Origin of the sequence: Rahnella sp. BIGb0236 (assembly GCF_004364755.1) — a bacterium.
Lineage (GTDB): Bacteria > Pseudomonadota > Gammaproteobacteria > Enterobacterales > Enterobacteriaceae > Rahnella > Rahnella victoriana.
In genome coordinates, this window is sequence record NZ_SOAO01000007.1 from 215,402 (window position 1) to 234,979 (window position 19,578).

Annotated in this window: 16 protein-coding genes and 1 pseudogene; 13 read left to right on the top strand and 4 right to left on the bottom strand. The window is 54.2% G+C overall.

The window, feature by feature from the left end:
* Positions 1-58: 58 nt before the first annotated feature.
* Positions 59-1,261, bottom strand: a complete 1,203-nt coding sequence (locus EDF78_RS16015; RefSeq protein ID WP_133823464.1) for an MFS transporter — start codon at positions 1,259-1,261, stop codon at positions 59-61.
* A 113-nt stretch (positions 1,262-1,374) separates the two neighbouring features.
* Between EDF78_RS16015 and EDF78_RS16020 the strand changes: the two genes are divergently transcribed.
* From EDF78_RS16020 to EDF78_RS16030, 3 genes are all read left to right on the top strand, one after another.
* Complete coding sequence (locus tag EDF78_RS16020; RefSeq protein WP_133823465.1) at positions 1,375-2,310, top strand: LysR family transcriptional regulator; 936 nt, start codon at positions 1,375-1,377, stop codon at positions 2,308-2,310.
* Between the two features lie 68 nt (positions 2,311-2,378).
* Positions 2,379-3,362, top strand: coding sequence for a zinc transporter ZntB (gene zntB, locus EDF78_RS16025; protein ID WP_095921893.1), 984 nt, complete (start codon positions 2,379-2,381; stop codon positions 3,360-3,362).
* Between the two features lie 293 nt (positions 3,363-3,655).
* Positions 3,656-4,333, top strand: a complete 678-nt coding sequence (locus EDF78_RS16030; protein WP_133823466.1) for a hypothetical protein — start codon at positions 3,656-3,658, stop codon at positions 4,331-4,333.
* 63 nt (positions 4,334-4,396) lie between these two features.
* On the opposite strand, the gene ttcA is transcribed toward EDF78_RS16030, so the two are convergent.
* Together ttcA and EDF78_RS25825 are read right to left on the bottom strand one after the other, a co-directional pair.
* On the bottom strand, positions 4,397-5,332 hold the full coding sequence (ttcA, locus tag EDF78_RS16035) for a tRNA 2-thiocytidine(32) synthetase TtcA (RefSeq protein WP_133823467.1): 936 nt from the start codon (positions 5,330-5,332) through the stop codon (positions 4,397-4,399).
* A 103-nt stretch (positions 5,333-5,435) separates the two neighbouring features.
* A pseudogene (locus EDF78_RS25825) lies at positions 5,436-5,540 on the bottom strand (site-specific integrase); the annotation flags it as partial.
* Positions 5,541-6,016: 476 nt separating this feature from the next.
* Here EDF78_RS25825 and EDF78_RS16040 point away from each other — a divergent pair.
* The 3 genes from EDF78_RS16040 (at position 6,017) to nudI (ending at position 7,086) form a co-directional block, all read left to right on the top strand.
* Positions 6,017-6,250, top strand: a complete 234-nt coding sequence (locus EDF78_RS16040; protein WP_095921896.1) for a YgdI/YgdR family lipoprotein — start codon at positions 6,017-6,019, stop codon at positions 6,248-6,250.
* Between the two features lie 47 nt (positions 6,251-6,297).
* Complete coding sequence (locus EDF78_RS16045; RefSeq protein WP_195817515.1) at positions 6,298-6,525, top strand: YgdI/YgdR family lipoprotein; 228 nt, start codon at positions 6,298-6,300, stop codon at positions 6,523-6,525.
* A 135-nt stretch (positions 6,526-6,660) separates the two neighbouring features.
* Entirely contained in the window at positions 6,661-7,086 is a 426-nt protein-coding gene (nudI, locus tag EDF78_RS16050) for a nucleoside triphosphatase NudI (protein ID WP_095921898.1), read from the top strand.
* Between the two features lie 40 nt (positions 7,087-7,126).
* On the opposite strand, the gene EDF78_RS16055 is transcribed toward nudI, so the two are convergent.
* Complete coding sequence (locus tag EDF78_RS16055) at positions 7,127-8,926, bottom strand: transporter (protein ID WP_133823468.1); 1,800 nt, start codon at positions 8,924-8,926, stop codon at positions 7,127-7,129.
* A gap of 256 nt (positions 8,927-9,182) precedes the next feature.
* Here EDF78_RS16055 and EDF78_RS16060 point away from each other — a divergent pair, with 256 nt between their 5' ends.
* From EDF78_RS16060 to EDF78_RS16090, 7 genes are all read left to right on the top strand, one after another.
* Positions 9,183-10,517, top strand: coding sequence for an alginate lyase family protein (locus EDF78_RS16060; protein ID WP_133823469.1), 1,335 nt, complete (start codon positions 9,183-9,185; stop codon positions 10,515-10,517).
* Positions 10,514-12,652, top strand: coding sequence for a heparinase II/III family protein (locus tag EDF78_RS16065; protein WP_133823470.1), 2,139 nt, complete (start codon positions 10,514-10,516; stop codon positions 12,650-12,652). The genes EDF78_RS16060 and EDF78_RS16065 overlap by 4 nt, the downstream gene beginning before the upstream one ends.
* A gap of 36 nt (positions 12,653-12,688) precedes the next feature.
* A complete protein-coding gene (locus EDF78_RS16070; RefSeq protein ID WP_095921902.1) occupies positions 12,689-13,465 on the top strand; it encodes an SDR family NAD(P)-dependent oxidoreductase in 777 nt (258 codons plus the stop codon).
* 94 nt (positions 13,466-13,559) lie between these two features.
* Positions 13,560-14,270: a FadR/GntR family transcriptional regulator gene (locus EDF78_RS16075; protein WP_133823471.1), complete on the top strand. Its 711-nt coding sequence runs from the start codon at positions 13,560-13,562 to the stop codon at positions 14,268-14,270.
* A 255-nt stretch (positions 14,271-14,525) separates the two neighbouring features.
* Positions 14,526-15,395, top strand: coding sequence for a helix-turn-helix domain-containing protein (locus EDF78_RS16080; protein WP_133823472.1), 870 nt, complete (start codon positions 14,526-14,528; stop codon positions 15,393-15,395).
* A 105-nt stretch (positions 15,396-15,500) separates the two neighbouring features.
* The gene (locus tag EDF78_RS16085; protein WP_119827140.1) at positions 15,501-16,799 is read left to right on the top strand and encodes an MFS transporter; all 1,299 of its coding nucleotides are present in this window, start codon (positions 15,501-15,503) and stop codon (positions 16,797-16,799) included.
* A 47-nt stretch (positions 16,800-16,846) separates the two neighbouring features.
* Positions 16,847-19,504 carry a glycoside hydrolase family 78 protein gene (locus EDF78_RS16090; RefSeq protein WP_133823473.1) on the top strand — a complete coding sequence of 886 codons (2,658 nt, stop codon included), beginning with the start codon at positions 16,847-16,849 and terminating at the stop codon, positions 19,502-19,504.
* Positions 19,505-19,578 lie beyond the last annotated feature (74 nt).

The following is a 19,578-nucleotide window of genomic DNA, read 5'->3' on the forward strand; positions in this document are numbered from 1 at the left end:
GAGACAAAAAAGCGCCCGCGGAGTGAAAACCGCGGGCGCTTTTATTTTATCTCAACACTCAGCTTTTACGGCTGAACAGACGCACCAGCAATGCCGCGCCCGCTGCGGCTGTTGCCAGCGCCACCACACCTGTCCAGCCCCCGGCGTCGAGTGCTTTACTGCCGAGCGCCGCACCGGCTGACATGCCGATGAATACCACGGTGAACAGCAGGGCGTTCAGGCGACCCCGGGCGGCCGGTTCAAGGCCATACACCAGCGTCTGATGGGCGACCAGCGTGGCCTGAATACCTAAGTCAAAACCGATGGCACTCAGCACAATCAATGCCAGCTGGGCATGTGGCGACAACAACGGCAGCAGGAACATGGCCGCGAATGACACCATCACCAGCGCCGACCCGACCTGAGTCACCCGCGCCGGACCTTTTTTATCCGCCAGTGCACCCGCCAGCGGTGCTGCCAGCGCCCCGGCCGCCCCGGCCAGACCAAACGCCCCGGCAACCGCACTGCCGAGATGGAAATGTTCATTGAGCATGATGGCCAGCGTAGACCAGAATGCGCTGAATGCGACGGATAACAACCCCTGAGCCAGAGCGGCATGGCGCAGCGTTTTATAGTTTTTCCACAGGCCAAACATCGAATGCAACAGAGCGGTATAACTGATACGGGTGTCCGGCGTGAAACGCGGTAATACCCGCCAGAGCGCCACGCCAATCAGCGCCACGCTGAGTGCCGCCAGCTGATACATCACCCGCCAGCCAAAATATTCAGCGACAAAGCCGCTGATAACGCGGGAAAGCAAAATCCCGACCAGTAAACCGGTCATCACGGTGCCGACGGTTTTCCCCCGTTGCGCCGCTGGCGCGAGATGGGCTGACGCCGGGACGATATCCTGCGCCATCGTCGCGCCGATACCGGTGATCAGGCTGGCGATCAGTAAACCGTGAATGCCCGGCACAAAACCGCAGAGCAGCAACGCAGCGGCCAGCAATATACTTTTCAGCAGGATAAGGGTGCGGCGGTCATGGCGGTCGCCCAGCGGGATAAGAAACAGGATCCCCAATGCATAGCCCGCCTGCGTCAGCGTCGGGATCAGCCCGACCGATGTGGTGCTGGCTTTAAGATTACCGCCCATGATGCCGAGCATCGGCTGACTGTAATAGATTGAGGCGACGCTTAATCCGGCACCGGCGGCCAGGGTGAAAATGATTTTGCCCGACAGGGCAGATTCCGGAACAGCGGATGTGCTGGTAAGTTCTGACATAACGTGACCCCTGAAGAATTGATTTGTATGTTCGGTTGCGTGGAATGCATTCTTCACCTGAATGGTTATAAGTGGTAGCCTGCAGAAAGGTAAAACTGTTATACGTGAGGCGTATGAGCAATCCCGTCACCAGCGGTATCGACCGCATCGACCTGATGCAAACTTTCGTGAGGATCGTCGAGAGCGGCAGCCTGTCCGCTGCGGCCACACAACTGAGCACCAGCCAGCCGACCGTCAGCCGCCGGTTGCAGTCGCTGGAACGCCTGCTGGGCGCGAAACTCATCCTGCGAACCACCCATGCGATGAAACTCACCGATGACGGCGAACGCTGTTATGAGCAGGCGAAATTATTGCTGGGACGCTGGACGGCACTGGAAGATCAGCTGCACGGTGCGGGGGATGAACCGGTGGGGATCCTGCGGGTGCGCGCGCCCCATGCATTTGGTCAGGATCAGCTGATCGCGCCGCTGACGGAATATCTGCAGCGTTATCCGCAGCTTTCGGTCGACTGGATGCTCAATGACCGGACGCCCGACTTTATGTCTGAAGATATCGACTGCGCCATTCAGGTGGGAAACGTCGCAGATCCCTCGATGGTTGCCATTCTACTGGCCGAGGTGCCGCGAATTGCCGTCGCCACGCCCGCGTTGCTGCAACAGCATCCGGTGAATGACGTCAGCGAACTGCCGCAGTTACCCTGGATTGCATTAAGCACCTTTTACCGTAACGAGGTCACGCTGCGTCATGATATCGACGGCAGAATGGACAGTTGCACGATCATGCCGCGTCTGGCGACGGACAGCTTATACGCCGTACGCAAGGCCGCGCTTTCCGGGCTGGGGGCTGGCATTGTGTCCTCGTGGATTGTGAAAGAAGATATCGCCGAAGGGCGTCTGCAACGGGTTTTACCCGGCTGGAATGCATTGCCGCTGCCGGTTTATCTGGTCTATCCGTATTCCAGCTATTACCCTGCACGGTTACGAAAATTCCTTGAAATGATGCGTAAAGTGATGCCCGCGCTGGCAGAAATGCAGGCACCCGGCGGGTAGATAAAATTGAATTTCAGACACTTAACGCTACTATCAGCAGAGATAACGAAGAAAAAGTGAGGAACGTCGTGGACGTCATCAAGGGAAAAGAGTTACAGGTTTCAGATGCAGTTTATGCCTTCCAGATGGACGGACAGGGCGGTGTGAACCACATCAGCCCGCAGTGTGTTGCCAGCGAAGATAAACCCTGCTGGTTGCATCTCGATTACACCCTTCCTGCCAGTGAACAGTGGATTAACAGCACGCCGGTGCTGCCGGACACCGTGCGTGAAGCGTTGGCCGGTGACAGCGTACGTCCGAAAGTCATGCGGGTCGGCGAGGGGACGCTGATCACCCTGCGCAGCATCAATCTTAATGCCGATGCACGCCCTGACCAGCTGGTCACCATCCGCGTCTATCTCACCGATAAAATGATTGTCTCCACACGACACCGGAAAGTGTTTTCCATGGAAGAGATGATCGGGGATATGAAACAGGGCAGCGGACCGACCAACACCGGCCGCTGGCTGGTGGAGATTTGCGATGCGCTGACCGATCACACCAGCAATTTCATTGAAGATCTGCACGATAAAATTATCGATATCGAAGACGACCTGATGGAACAGCAGGTGCCGGAGCGCGGCGCGATGGCTTTATTGCGCAAGCAACTGATTGTGCTGCGTCGTTACATGGCACCGCAGCGGGATGTGTTTTCCCGTCTTGCCAGTGAACGTCTGCCGTGGATGAATGATGATGACCGGCGTCTGATGCAGGAGATCTCCGACCGTTTAGGCCGTGGCCTGGATGATCTGGATGCCAGCATTGCGCGCACGGCGGTGCTTTCTGATGAAATCAGTTCACTGATGGCGGATTCCCTGAACCGCCGCACCTATACCATGTCATTGCTGGCGATGGTTTTCCTGCCTGCGACATTCCTGACCGGTCTGTTTGGGGTCAATCTGGGCGGCATTCCGGGAAATACCTCACCCTTTGGTTTCGGGATTTTCTGCGCCTGTCTGATTGCGCTGGGCGGCGGCGTGGCGCTGTGGCTGAAAAAGAGCAGATGGTTGTAGAGGCGTAGTAGTGGTTGATGTTGTGAAAAAAATGCAAAAAAAAGCCGGTCAATAAGACCGGCGTCGTTCGAATTAAATTGTGCTATGCATTAATTCTAAAAATTTGGAAATAAGACAATATGGAGCACAACGCCCATCGCTTGACGTTGCATTCACCTGCGAAATAGATACTGCACCGATTCAGCGATTCTAATGTTGATTTCGCTCAATCTTTTTGAGGTTTTTCCTCTGCAAGGTGCATTCAGAGCCGTTACTGTCGGTTTCATCTCATTTTCACTTATCAGGAGCCCGCTTTGCATACCAGGGAAATGATTCATCAGGCGTATGACAGCGCGAACGAAAAAACAGTTTCTGTATGGAATGACCACCCCGGGACCGGCGCCATCCGCACGGAGCCTTTCTATCATCCGACCCGGCTGGCCATCACCAGCGGCAACCTCGCCGGGGCGGCAATGGCGGGCTTATTGCAGGAACTGCACACCGCCGCGCAGGGCGATCCGCTGGCCGACATTGCCCCGCTTAACGGCATGCATTTCACCTTTTTCGCTGTCACTCAGGCGCTTTATGCGCGTCCGCAAGATGAACCCCGCCGCGCGGAACTGATCGCGATCTTCGAGCAACACTGCGCAGGACATATCATGCAAATCAGTGATCTGCGGCTGGTCGCGTTACCGGATCAGCTTCTGCTGGCCGGGACGCCGGATGAAAAAAGCCTGCAAATCAGACAGTCGCTGGTCGATCATCTGCTCGACACGCCGTGGGCGTCGAAAATCAAACAGCGTTACCCGAACGGGGCTATCCCGCAGATTTTCTGGCACAGCACGGTGCTGCGTTACAGTGCGCAATATTTACCGGAAGGGTTGCGGACGTTCTTTCTGAAAAATCAGCACCGGCACTTCGGCTCACTCAGCCTGCCGGTAAAACTTAAGATGACCAATTACAACTGGACAGATACCGTCACGCTGGCCTGAAAAACAAAAAAGCCCGCATTCGCAGCGGGCTTTTCAATGACGCGTCAGACGGGTCGCGGCAGGTTATTTGATTTCCAGCACGTTGAGACGTTCCACCGCAACTGCCGCTTCCTCGTCCTCCGGCTGCCAGCCTACCGGCTGCATCGGAATATCTTCACGGTCAAACGCCAGGTCTCCGCCGTCAACAACAGCGTCGCCATGACGGATCCCTTTAAAATCGAACAGGTTCATGTCGTTGAGATGGGAAGGCACCACGTTTTGCATCGCGCTGAACATGGTTTCGATACGGCCAGGGTATTTTTTGTCCCAGTCTTTCAACATGTCACCGATAACCTGACGTTGCAGGTTCGGCTGCGAGCCGCACAGGTTGCAAGGAATAATCGGGTATTCGCGCGCAATCGCAAAACGCTCGATATCTTTCTCGCGGCAGTACGCCAGTGGACGGATCACGATGTGCTTGCCATCGTCGCTCATCAGTTTTGGTGGCATGCCTTTCAGTTTGCCGCCGTAGAACATATTGAGGAACAGCGTCTGCAGGATGTCATCGCGGTGATGACCGAGCGCAATCTTGGTACAACCCAGTTCAGTGGCGGTGCGGTACAAGATCCCACGGCGCAGACGTGAACACAGCGAACAGGTGGTTTTGCCTTCAGGAATTTTATCCTTAACGATGGAATAGGTGTCTTCGGTGACAATCTTATATTCCACGCCCTGCGTTTCTAAATACTCAGGCAGAATGTGCGCCGGAAAGCCCGGTTGTTTCTGGTCAAGGTTGACCGCCACCAGTGAAAAATTCACCGGTGCGCTTTGTTGCAGATTGCGCAAAATTTCCAGCATGGTGTAACTGTCTTTCCCGCCGGAGAGACACACCATGATGCGATCGCCTTCTTCGATCATGCCGAAGTCAGCAATCGCTTTCCCTACGTCACGACGCAGGCGCTTTTGCAGCTTATTGAGGTTGTACTGCTCTTTCTTGTTAACTGACTGAGTATCTGACATTTTTTGATGTTCAATTCGTCTGGTGGCGAAGCAGGGAAACCTGCCACGCGAGTTTCTTGTTCAGCATGCCGGTCGGGTCGCGTTCATGCTCCCGCTGGCCGATGATAAAAGGCGGTTTCGCTCCCGCAGTCAGCATCCGGCACGCGTACGTGTGGCGCGTATGATACGGATTAAGACGCAAAAAGTCAGCGCGTTTTATTGCACTGGAGGGCAGGAGGCATACATTGCACCGTCGGAGGCTAAAGCTCAGCGGGGGAGCGCCGATAAACTCTATAGCGGAAGGTTGAAAGCCCAGGCTTTGACCTGCAAAAATTTAACGTATTTAGAAGAGGTCATCCTCAATGACTCAGCAACATATCCGGATTGCATTTTTTGTTATTTTGTCAGGGATAATTTTGTTCTCAGGGCACCTTATCCACTCCGCCTGTAATTACAGCCCTGAATGGTTAATGACATCGTTCTGCACGTGGATTACGCCATGAAAACGCAATATTTCTGCGGTCACTAAAATACCCGTAGCGTATTTATCCTGCGTGATTACCCGAGGTTATTATTATTTTATGGTGTTTGCCTGATAATTCACCAAAAACTTCCAATTGTCCTATTTTGAAAACCGCTCCGGCAGGGCGACTATAATTACCTGACACATACTTCTAATCAGAATCCCGTTTCAGGAGAAACACCATGAAGAAAGCAAACCTTATTGCCGCATCACTTGCCGCTGTGTCCATTCTTTTTGTCGCAGGTTGTGCGTCGAATCAGGCGATTAAAACGACGGACGGGAAAACCATCGTCACCGACGGAAAACCGCAGGTCGATGACGATACCGGTCTGGTGTCTTATAAAAACGCCGAGACGGGTCAGACTGAGCAAATTAACCGCGACCAGGTGAAGAACATGAGTGAACTGGATAACTGATTTATCCGGAAATCATGACAAAGGAGAGAAAGATGAACAGGACTTTATTGCCGCAAAAAATGCTTTTACCTTTAGCCGCCATCATGTGTGTCGCCGCGCTGTCGGGTTGTACCCGTACAAGTTATGCGATTCAAACCAATGATGCGCGTACCATCATTAGTGACGGTAAACCGAAAGAAGCCGACTCCGGTCTGCTGGAATATACCGATGCCAATGGTGTGAAACAGCAAATCAGCAAAACGGAAGTGAAACAGGTGTCAGAGCTTCCCAAATAAATATGCTGCGTCATCATTTTTGTTTGCCATCAAAACCCGCTGCCAAAGCGGGTTTTTTTATGACCTGAATCGCAGGGCGGAAGGCGGCTTTATGATACTTTTGGCTTCTGAAAATTGTCACTAAGGAAAGTCACTGTGCGCCAGAGAACCATTGTCTGTCCGTTAATTGAACATCAGGGAACCTATTTGTTGTGCAAAATGCCCTCCGGCCGTGGTGTATTTCCCGGTCAGTGGGCATTGTCCGGGGGAGGCGTTGAACCGGGCGAAACCATAGAACAGGCTTTGCTGCGCGAAGTGCGGGAAGAACTCGGTGAGGCGCTGGAACTGACGCATATCACGCCATGGACGTTCCGTGATGATATACGCACCAAAACCTACCCGGATGGACGGACAGAGGAAATCTACATGATTTACCTGCTTTTCCACTGTCATGCGAAAAATACCGCGATCACTCTCAATGATGAATTTGAAGACTATGCATGGGTACGCAAAGACGATTTGCCCGGATATGATTTGAACGAAGCCACGCGCATAACGTTAATACAGCGTGGGTTGTTGTAAAAAAAAGCAGGGCTTCCACCAGAAACCCTGCATCATTTATCTACCGCTGTGACGTCGCCACATGGCGTTTAGCCGCTTTACCGGCCTGCGCCGCTTTCATGCCTTTCTCCGCGCTGCGGTGCAAAACCCAGCCGAACAGCAAAATAGCCAGCGCACACAGCAGGAACAGGATCCGTCCCCAAAGCGGGTTCGGCACCAGCACCATCAGCAATAACCCCGCGCCCATGTACATCGAAATACGGCCGATTTTATCGCGCTGCAAGCGGTCAAACTCATCCTGTTCATGGTCGGCATACACCGGCGTTTCCATGTCAGTGAAGAATTTACGACGCTGGGTATTTCTTGCCGAATCGGTTTCGCGCCAGAACAGTTGCGTCAGGCAGAAGAACCCGCCGGTAAACACCAGATGCGCAAAGATATTCCACATGATCGCCACATCCAGCAGTTCACGCGAGGTCAGGGTGATGCCCAGCAGACGGGCGACGTCCGGCGCGGTGAACAGGTTCGCCACCACATACGACACGCACAATCCAAACAGCACCGTCACCCACGCCGCCCAGTCCGGCGTCTTGCGGATAAACACACCGAGGAACAGTGGCACGACAATCGGTGCCTGCATCAGCGTGCCGACTTTCATCATCAGATCGAACAGGCTGACGGTCTGCATGGTGTGCATGTATTGCGCCACCAGAATGACCAGTACGCCGTTGACCACGCAGGCAATCTGACCGACGCGCAGCTGATATTTATCGCTGCGTTCGCTGTTGCGGTTGATTACCGGCGTCCAGAAGCTGCGGACAAAAATCCCGGAGTTACGGTTCAGTGCGCAGTCCATGGAAGACATGGTAGCGGCGAATAAGCCGGCCATCAGCAGACCCACGGTGCCCATCGGCATGGCGCGTTCGGCAAAAATCAGATACACCGCATCCGTGGCGTTTTTGCCCAGTTCAGGGTGTGCGGTTGCCGCGTCAGGATACAGGATCGCCACTGCCCACGGCGGGATGAACCAGATGATTGTCCCCACCAGCATCAGCACCAGCGCGAAGAGTGCCGCTTTTTTGGCATTGAAACTGTCTTTGGCATTCAGGAAACGGTAGGAATCCTGCAGGTTATTGATGCTCTGCACATTCTTGATAAAGAAAAACAGGAAACAGGCCACCAGCAGCGAGATGTAATGCGGGCCGACGTCCGGGCCGGTGAGGAATCCGGAAGGAAACTCAGTGACCAGTTTCACCGGGCCGCCGACTTTAAACAGCGCTACCACCGCACAGGCAACCGAAATAATCGCCACCACCAGCGTCTGCACAAAATCACTGGCGACCACGCCCCATGCGCCGCTGAGCAGCGAAATCACCAGCACCACAATCCCCGTGACCCACAGCGTCAGCGTGATGTCATGATGGAATACCGCGCTGGCAAACACCGCCAGACTGTTCAGCCATACCCCCGCGCTGAGAATGCTCAGCGGAATGATCATCCAGGTGAAAAACTGTTCATTACCTTTGCCGAAGCGATGATTAATCGCCTCTGTTGCCGTATCAACACGCAACTGGCGGAAGCGGGCGGCGAACCACCACCAGGCAACCAGATAACCAAACACGTTACCGGCGAACACGCTGACCACGTTGAAACCGTAGCGGTAAGCCTGTCCGGCCGCGCCGGTAAAGGTCCAGGCGCTGAACTGGATCATAAAGGCGGTCGCGCCGACCATCCACCAGAGCATTCGCCCGCCGCCACGGAAATAGTGACTTGAGGAGCCGGAAGCCATTTTCTTGAACGCATAACTGATGGCAATCATTAAGACGAAGTAACCGATCATGACCAGAACGTTGATATCCATTGTCGTTACTCTCTCGTTTGTAGGGTGAGATGTTTTTGGTTATGTATTGAGCAAGCGTAGAAGAGGGATTTGAAATTAAAAGTCGGACAAATAAGAAATGCTTAGTTTGTTATCAAATTGTGATTCTGGTCACTTGTTAGGCTTATTGTCGGCATTTAAGCCACTTCTGACTGGCGAAACCCGGGGTTCATTGCTTTATTAGTATGACTAAAGCGTGAAATCTCAACAGATCAACGGCGCCAAGCCGGGAGAAAACATGACGTTAATGCGGTGCGGTAAGCAGAAGGGAATCACGGCGGGTATCGCCCTGATGCTGGGGCTGATGGCGGGCGCGCAGGCGGCGGAACCGGCATTTCTGAACCCGGCGCAAATGGTCGTGGTTCGCCAGCAACTTCACCAACACACGGCCGCGCCACAAACGGCACTGGCGTATCAGCAACTGCTGGCTGCCGCGGATTCCGCCCTGAAGAAACCCGCGCTGAGCGTGACCGACAAAGGCATGACGCCGCCGGGCGGGTCAAAACATGATTACCTCAGCCTGAGTGCCTACTGGTGGCCGGATGACAGCAAACCCGACGGGCTGCCGTGGATCCGCAAAGACGGGCAGGTGAATCCGGCCAGCAAAAACGATCAGAGTGATGGCGTAAGGCTGGCGGATTTCACCGCGCGGGTGCAGAACCTGACGCTGGCCTGGTATTTCTCCGGTGAGCAGAAATATGCCGATAAAGCCGCCAGCCTGCTGCGTGCCTGGTTTATCACGCCGGAAACACGCATGAACCCGAACCTGAATTTTGCTCAGGGCGTGCCGGGGATTTCGCCGGGGCGTAACGCGGGCGTGCTGGATGGTCGCTATTTTTCCACCCGGATTGTGGATTCTGTCGTGTTGTTGCAGGGCAATCCGGCCTGGACGGAAAACGATGAACAGCAGATGCGGGCGTGGATGCAGGATTATCTGCACTGGTTGCAGGGCAGCAAAATTGCCAAAAAAGAAGGGCGCACGGAGAACAACCACGGTAACTGGTACGTGACACAGGTGTCCGGCATTGCGTGGTATCTCGGTGATAAACCGCTGATCGGTGAAATGGCGACGTTGATGAAAAGTAAGCTCGACGTGCAGTTGAAACCCGACGGCACCCAACCTGCCGAACTGGCGCGCACCCGCTCATTTCATTACAGCTATTTCAACTTACAGGCCATCAGCATGATGGCGGTGCTGGCGCAGAAAAACGGCATCGATCTCTGGCATTACCGCACGCCTCAGGGCGGCAGCGTGCTGACCTCGCTGGATTTTATGGCCCGCTTTACCGATCCCGGCGTGGCGTGGCCGTACAAATCGCTTGATCAGATCCGCGTGCGTCCGGTGCCGTTACTGTCGTGGGCGGATAACGCCACCGGCGAAAAACGTTACGAACAGCAGATCCGCCGCGCGACCTTTACCTTACCGCCTGCCGGTCAGTCCGCTTCCGGCGGCTATCATCAGGACGTCACACGCGGTGCGGTGATGGAAGCCGGACGCGAAACCTGGCTGCTGTCGCTGCCGTCCTTCGCGGCAGGGTATGTCGCCCCGGCGACGCAGGAGGAGAAAAAATGAATCACTGGCAACCGCTGCTGATCAGTATCGATGAAGCGAAAAAATTACGCGCCGCCTGTGAAACGGACTCGGTTCTGGGTGACGCGCTGCGGGCGCAAATCGCCACGCTGGAAAACACGCTGAAACAGCCGGTGGCGATCCCCGGTCACGGCGAAGCGGGCGGTCCTGAGCATACGCAGCATAAACAAAATTATCTGACCCTCAATCTTGCCGGACGCTTATTCCTGATCACCGGCGAACCGCGTTACCGCGAGCGGGCGCTGGCGCTGCTCAACGGGTATGCGGAAATGTATCCGTCGCTCGGCAGCGCGACCAGCAAAGACAGCAATGCGCCCGGCAGACTGTTCCACCAGACGCTGAATGAAAATATGTTCTGGCTGTATGCCGTCGAAGGGTATCACTGCGTGATGGCTTCGCTGGACGCCGCGCAGCGTGAAACCATTGAAACCCGCCTGTTCCGCGTGATGGCGGACGATGCGCTGAACCGCCATACCGCTGATTTTGATATCGTGCATAACCACGGGATCTGGTCGGTAGCGGCGGCGGCGATCAGTGGTTACGTTCTGGGCGATGCCCCGCTGGTGGAAAAAGCCCTGTATGGCCTCAAGGGCGACCGGGAAAGCGGCGGCTTCTTTGCCCAGCTCAGTCAGCTGTTTTCACCGGACGGGTATTACATCGAAGGGCCGTATTATCACCGTTTCGCCCTGCGTCCGTTGTTGTTGCTGGCGGAAGCCATTGAACGGAGACAGCCGGAATTACAGATTTATCAGTTCCGCGATCAGATTATCCGCAAAACCTGCGAAGCCCTGATGCAGACGGCTTTCCCGGATGGCGTCTGGCCTGCGCTGAACGACTCCTCAAAAACCATTAATATCCGCGATGACGGCGCAGTCATTGCCGCCAGCGTCTGCTATGCGCGCTATTCACAGAACCCGGTGTGGATCGCTGTCACTCAACAGCAGCAAAGCATATGGGTCAGTGCGGCTGCGCTGCCACTTTCTGCGGCGCTGAAAAATGCCCCGCCAACCTCCGCTGACTGGGGCAGTGTTGCGCTGCGCGACGGCCCCGAAGGCACCCAGGGCGGTATCGGCATTCTGCGTCATGGTACGCACGATCAGAGCATGGCGCTGATGTGGTACGGCCAGCATGGCAGCATTCCGCGTCTGCATTCCGCCCTCAATCACGGACATTTCGACGGTCTGCACCTCAGCCTGTTCAGCCACGGGCGTGAATATCTGCGCGATTATGGTTTTGGCCGCTGGGTCAACGTCGAACCTAAATTCGGCGGGCGCTACATCCCGGAAAATAACACCTACTGCAAACAGACCGTCGCGCATAACACGGTGGTGGTCGACGGGCAAAGTCAGCATGGCGGAAACAGCCTGCAAGCGGAAACCCGCTGGGGCGAGTCGCACTTCTTCGTGACTGAACATCCGGCGGGACAGGGCATGAGCGCGCGCCTGCGGGACTATTACCCCGGTGTGAATCAGCAGCGAACGGTGCTGATGCTGAATTTGCCCGGGTTACCGTCGCCGCTGATGGTCGATGTCTTCCGCCTTACCAGTCATCAACCGCACCGTTACGATTATTGCCTGCATCATCTCGGCCAGTTTGTCCGTTGCGACCCTGCGCTGGATGCCGCCCGCGAGCTGAAACCGCTGGGTGAACAGCAGGGTTATCAGCATCTGTGGGATTGCGCCCGTGCGAAGATTGCGGCGGGAGAGTCAGCCTTATTCAGCTGGCTTGACAGCGACCGTTACCGGACGCTGACCAGCGCGTTTCCTGAGGGCGGTGAACTGATTGTCGCCCGCACCGGTGCCGGCGATCCGCATTTCAACCTGCGCAACGAACCGGCATTGCTGTTACGCACGGACGGCACCAACGCCATTTTCGCCAGCGTGTTTGAGACCCACGGCTATTTCGATGAAGCCACCGAAACCTCGCTCAGTGCGCGCGGGCAGGTGGAACGCGTTAGCGTGACCGGTCACGACGACGTCCGCACAGAACTGAAGGTATTTCTCACCGGCAACCGCATCCTGAATATTCGTATCAATAACGGCGACGCACCGGCAGCGGAAGACGCTTTCCGCGTGGCGTGGCAATCCGTCTCACCTCTGAGTATCCCTGAAGAATAAACCTGAAGAATAAACCTGAAGAATAAAGGAGTTACCATGTTTAACGATTTGAAAGGCCAGCGTGTTCTGATCACCGGTTCCACCAAAGGCATTGGTCTGGCAGCGGCACAGGCATTCGCCGCCGCAGGGGCCAAAGTCGGCATCAACGGCCATCGCCACGATGCCAGCCTCGATAAACTGGCGGCAGAGATCGCCCAACATGGCGGTGAAGTGGCGTATTTTGGCGCGGATGTCACCCAATCCGCAGAATGCGAGGCGCTGGTGGCGAATTTCGTCGAACGCTTCGGCGGCATTGACGTGCTGATCAATAACGCGGGCGGTCTGGGCGGACGTCAGGGGCTGGAAAACATCGATGACGATTTTTATGATCATGTGATGGATCTTAACGCCCGTTCGGCGCTGATGGTCACCAAATTTGCCATCCCGCATCTGCGCCACGCCGCGAAACAGAGCGGCAAAACCACCTCGGTGATCAGCACCGGTTCGATTGCCGGTCGTGAAGGCGGCGGCCCCGGTGCCAGCCTGTATGCGGCCTCTAAAGCCTGGCTGCATAATGTGCACCGCAACTGGGTGAAAGAATTCACCAAAGACAATATCCGCTTCAACGTGATTGCGCCGGGGACCATCGACACGGTTTTCCATGCGGATAAAACAGCCGAAGTGCGTGAAAAAATCTCCGGCACCATCGCCATGGGACGTTTTGGCACATCGGAAGAGCTGGCACCGTCTTACCTGTTTTTTGCCTCCCATGCGTGCAGCGGTTATATCACCGGTCAGATCCTTGACGTCAATGGCGGGCAGATGGCGCCATAGCGCACAGTTCGGGAGATTCATGGCGGCGGGGGCATGCAGCGCACCGTCGCCTGAACTATGATGTCGGCACTCTGCACAGGAAAAAGGGAAGCGAATGAGCATGCAGTTTGAAACCGCCGCAGGCATGACCCGTGGCCTGAACACCCATATCGCCCGTGATATCGCCCGTAAAATTCTCTCCGGCGAGCTGGCGTGCGGCGCGATCCTGCCCAATGAAATCGAACTCGGCGAACAGTTTGGCGTCAGCCGCACCGCGTTGCGGGAAGCCCTGAAGTTGCTGACCTCCAAAGGGTTGCTGGAATCGCGTCCGAAAATCGGCACCCGCGTGAAAGAGCGTCCGCAGTGGAACATGCTGGATCCGCAGTTACTGGAATGGATGCAGGGAATGGACGCGACGGAAGAAATTTATCACCAGTTTCTGGAATTCCGCAAAGCCATCGAACCCCACGCCACCGCGCTGGCCGCAGTGAACGCCAGCAAAGAGCAGCGTATCGAACTTTCACGTATCTATCGCCAGATGTGTCATGTCGCGGAAAATTTCGATGCGGCGCAGTGGGTGGATATCGATACCCAGTTTCACCGCATGATTTTCATCTCCTCCGGCAACTGTTTTTATGTGCCTTTTGGTAACGTGCTGACCACGATTTTCAAATGGTTCTTTGAATACTCCTCCAAAGAAGGCGGCATGTGTCTCAATGAACATAAACGGATTTATGAAGCGATCATGGCCGGTGATGAAGGCGCAGCATTTTCAGCCTCGCTGAGCCTGATGAAAGGGCACAAGCATCGTTTGCACAAGCCGTAACCTTGACGAAATAGCAGACGTTTTCCGACGTCAATAAAATGCGCAGATTATTCTGCGCATTTTTTTGTCCTGTGGCTGAAATGAGATTTCAGATACAAAAATGAAACAAATATCACGGCCGGTTACGCCACAGTGCCAGTTCGTCGTATAGACTTGTCATAATTATTACGGTCTAATCATTTCATCAGGAAATGGTATTTTTATTACGCACAGTGATCAAAGGGATTTTATTTTAGTCATTAACGCGGTGAATACATGAAAATACTCAAGGTCAGTGATTTCTTTCTTTCGGAGCGCCATGCTTTCAGTTTATTCGATATGAATCGTCAGTCGCTGGAAGATGTTCACCGGCACGAATTTGATGAACTGGTTATTGTCCATCATGGCAGCGGCTTTCATATCATTAATGATCAGGTGGAATTTATTCATAAAGGTGATTTCTTCATTGTCAGTGCCAATGACGTTCACTGTTATGAATCCACGAATAAGTTGTCAATTACCAATATTCTGCTACATAAAGCACGGCCATTTCATTTTATTCATCATATCAGTCAGCTGACCGCGGGGATCCACCAGCATACCTCGCCACTGAAAAAATGGCGTGCAGGACTGACGAATGAAGAATTAGACAAAATTACCGAGCTGACGGAAAAAATGAATGCCCTGTGTGATGCTGTTTATGATGATTCTTACTTTGCCACGGCGGAATCCTATTTATTGTCTATGATCGTGATGATGTTTCAATGTGCCCGCCGCAGGGAATGCCGTACCAGCCATGCGGACTCAGGCAAGCGTCATCTGTTAAATTACTTACGGGAGAATTATACATGCAATATTAACTGGGACTATTTATGTGGAGAAAGCGGCGTGGCAAAGCGAACCATGTTCCGCTTTATAAAAGAGATCACCGGGTTTACCCCGGAGAAATTCCAGCAACGTTACCGTTTACTTAAAACACAGGAGTTATTACGCACATCCGATTTAACGATAGGAAAGATCGCCAGACTGTGCGGATTTTCTACCACATCCCGACTGACGGAAGCTTATAAAAAACAATTTAACCGCACACCTACTCAGGAACGTATGCGGGTCAGTAACAGTGTGATTGAAACCGTTCATCAGTAATTCGCGTTAATAATATAAATTAATTACATAAAACCATAATAACAGTAAAGAGAAAGGAACACTCACGCCCTTTATTATTCACCGTTACCTCTGAAGGACATTATTATGTCAACCGCTAAAAAACTTAATCCCTGGTATGTCGGGGTGGTTTCCGGCATGGCGTCATATATTGATTCTGCCGCCATTGTTTCCAACGGGACCGCGCTGGTTATTTATCAGAAAACGATCGGCACCACGGCCGTACAAATCGGTATACTCTCCGGCATATTAACCCTGAGTATTGCGCTGGGCGCATTTCTCGGCGGCAGACTTGGCGACTGTTACGGCAGACGCAAAGTGTTTATTGTCACCATGGTGATGATCATATTGGGTACCTTGCTGCTGGCCTTCGGCAATACGTTCCCGGTGCTGTTTATCGGCACGCTGTTGGTCGGGCTGGCTACCGGCGCGGATTTACCGGTCTCTCTGGCGACCATTGCTGAAGCTGCCACGGACAAAAATCGCGGGAAAATTATCGGCCTGTCGAATCTGCTGTGGTTTCTGGGTATTGGCACCACGATGGCGATTTCCGCGCTGGTCGGCGGCTGGGGACGATCCGGTGCGCAGATTATGTATTTGCATGTCTGCGCCGTGGCCGCGATTTTACTGTTGCTGCGCTGCACGATCCCGGAGTCGCCGTTATGGCTGGTTGCCCGCAATGAACGCCGGGCCGGGATCGTGACCATCCGTGCGCAGAACGCGCGGTTTAAAGATCTCCTGCATGGAAAATACCTGTGGCCGTTTGTTGCCCTGTGCCTGTTTTACGCCTTCACCAACCTTGCCGCCAATACCGGCGGGCAGTTTGGTACTTATATTGCGGTTAACGTCGTGGGGATCAGCGTCGCGCAAAATTCCTTGTGGAACCTGCTGACCATGCCGGTCGGGGTATTGGCGGGGATCTTATTTATGCGCTTCGTCGATACGCCGAAACGTATTCCCGCCTTTATTTTTGGTGCCTGTTGTTTCGCGGGCGGATTCTTCCTGCCGGTGTTATTTAATTTCTCGCCGGCTTCCTGGTTCTGTTGTTTATTCTTCACCGCACTCGGCAGCGGACTGGCTTTCGAGGGGATCATGAAAGTGTGGTCGCAGGAATCTTTCCCGACCATGCTGCGTTCCACGGCGCAAGGCATTATCGTCGCGATTTCACGTTTATTATGCGGCGTGCTGGCCTTTGTTACTCCGTTGTTACTTGATGCCGGTCCGCTGGTGTTGTATTCCATTTTGTCCGCCACCGTGGCGTCAGGGTTATTCATTGGCTGGATATGTTTCCACGGCAAACAACGTAATGAATTTGCCGATGAAGGCGGGGTGCTTATTCGTGAACAACCGTCTGAATATCCGGCGTCAGCGGCAAAACAAATTTAGTTATCCCTTTTATCGCGCAACGTTAATTACACGAGGAGTCATGCATTATGCTCGCAGTCATCAGAGTTACATTGGATCAGGAATCCGCTTTGTCGGGTGTGCAGGAACTTCCTGTTCTGGGTTGGGAAATAGAAAGCGATAACAGAAATATTCAGCAAACGGCGTATCGTATCCAGATAAGCCATGACCACCATTTTGACCCCATTATTCATCATGGCGAATGGCAGGAAACCTCCCGTTCAAATAATCTCGAGCTGACCGAATTAATGCTGACGTCTTCTCAGCGTTATTTTATCCGGGTTCAGGTGCGGGATAATTACGGCGAGGTCAGTCCGTGGAGTCCGCCTGCACACATGATTTCCGGCGTGCTGTATTCCCATGAATGGAACGCGGAATTTATTACGGCAGAATCGCCGGAAGATAAAGATCGCTCCGCAGCCATGTTATTGCGGAAATCTTTTGTCCTGAACCGCGCCGAGGATATTCAGTCTGCGTTTATTCACGTCAGTGCGCTGGGGCTTTATGAATTACATCTCAACGGCCATCAGGTCGGCGAAGATGCCCTGACTCCCGGCTGGACAAGTTATCACCACCATTTGCGTTATCAGACTTACGATCTGACCGGTCATCTGCAAAACGGCGAGAATGTCATCGGCGCGATAACCGGCGCTGGCTGGTATAAAGGGGATATGGGCTTTACCCGCCACAGAAATTATTACGGTGAACGGGCGGCGCTTATTTCACGGCTGGTGATTAATTATAAAGACGGTTCGCAGGACACTGTGGTCAGCGATGAAAGCTGGAAAGGCCACGATTCCGCCATTCTGTTTTCTGAAATCTATGACGGCGAAATTTATGATGCCCGCAGGGAAATTCCCGGCTGGTGCGACAGGCAGGGTTCAGCGGCATCATGGCGGCCGGTCAGCGTGGTGGCGCACGACAAATCCACGCTGGTCGCGCAGGGTAGCAACACTGTCAGACAAATAGAAAAACTGAAACCTGTCGCGCTGATCACCACGCCGCAAGGCGACACGGTCCTCGACTTCGGCCAGAATTTAAGTGGCTGGGTTGAATTTAAGGTGCGCGGAAACGCAGGCGATAAAGTGGTGTTGCGCCACTTTGAAGTGCTGGACGCAGAGGGCAATGTCTATCTGGATAACCTGCGTTCCGCGAAACAGCGGACGGAGTACGTGCTCCGGGGCGAGGGCGAGGAAATCTGGCATCCGCACTTTACCTGGCAGGGTTTCCGTTACGTGAAAATCGAGGAATATCCGGCGGAGCTGGACCGGGATAATTTCACCGCCATTGTGCTGCATTCTGCCATGCAACAGACCGGGCATTTCGCCTGTTCCGACCCGGATCTGAACCAGTTACATCACAACATCTTGTGGGGGCTGAAAGGCAATTTTGTCGATGTGCCGACTGACTGCCCGCAGCGCGATGAGCGTCTGGGCTGGACGGGCGATGCCCAGATTTTTTGCCGCACGGCGAGCTATCTGATGCAGACGCGAAATTTCTTCGCCAAATGGCTGACCGATCTTCGTTATGATCAGACGGAAGAAGGCGGCGTGCCACACGTCATTCCCGACATCCTCACCGGATATTGCGCCAAAGACCGTTTGCTGGCCGAGGGCGGCACCCACTCGGCATCGGCCTGGGCAGATGCGGCGGTGATCAATCCGTGGACGATGTACCTGATGTACGGCGACACCCGTGTGCTGGAAAATCAGTACGCCAGTATGAAGGGGTGGATCGATTTTATGACCGCACACGCCGACAACCATATCTGGCAGTACAACTTACAGTTTGGTGACTGGGTGGCGCTGGATGCGAAAGAGGGCAGTTATTTCGGTGCCACGCCTAACGACCTGACCTGTACGGCGTATTACGCCTATTCCACCCAGCTGTTTGCTAAAGCGGCCAAAGTACTGAACCGGCTGGAAGATCATCAGCATTACGAGGCGTTGCATCAGGCGATTGTCCGTCGTTTTCAGCAGGAGTTTTTCACGCCATCTGGTCGCCTGGCGGCAAGAACCCAAACCGCGCACATTCTGGCGCTGTATTTCAATCTGGTGCCGGAAGATTTCCGCCAGCGCACCACCGACACGCTGGTCGAATTGCTCAATGAGCACGACGGACATCTGGTCACCGGTTTCGTCGGCACGCCGTATTTCTGCCATGCGCTGAGCCAGAACGGACGCACGAAGGAAGCGTGGAATTTACTGCTGAAAGACGATTTCCCGTCATGGCTGTATCAGGTGAAAGCCGGTGCCACCACCATCTGGGAACACTGGGACGGCATCAAACCGGACGGCAGCATGTGGAGCGCGGACATGAACTCCTTCAACCATTACGCCTATGGCGCGGTGGGCGAATGGCTCTACCGCGTGGCTGCAGGGATTGAAGCCGACGAGGCGCAGCCGGGATTCAAACATTTCATCATCAATCCGCTGACCGGCGGCGGCCTGAGCTGGCTCGATACCCGTTATCAGTCAATCTACGGCAGCATCGGCGTGCGCTGGGAAGTCAGTGGTCAGACCGTGTTCCTTAACGTCAAGGTTCCGGCGAATACCTCCGCCACCGTGATCCTGACGGACGGTCAATCTGTGCAGGAAGCGGACGGGATTGATTTTGTGCGCTGTGCTGACGGGTATACGGCTGAGGTGGGATCGGGGGAATATCGGGTGGAATACCGGTTAGTTTAGTGAGGCAGCTTGTTTGCTCCTCCCCCTGCGAAGGGGGAGGCCGGGAGGGGGTTTAGCAGACAAAACGGCCGTCA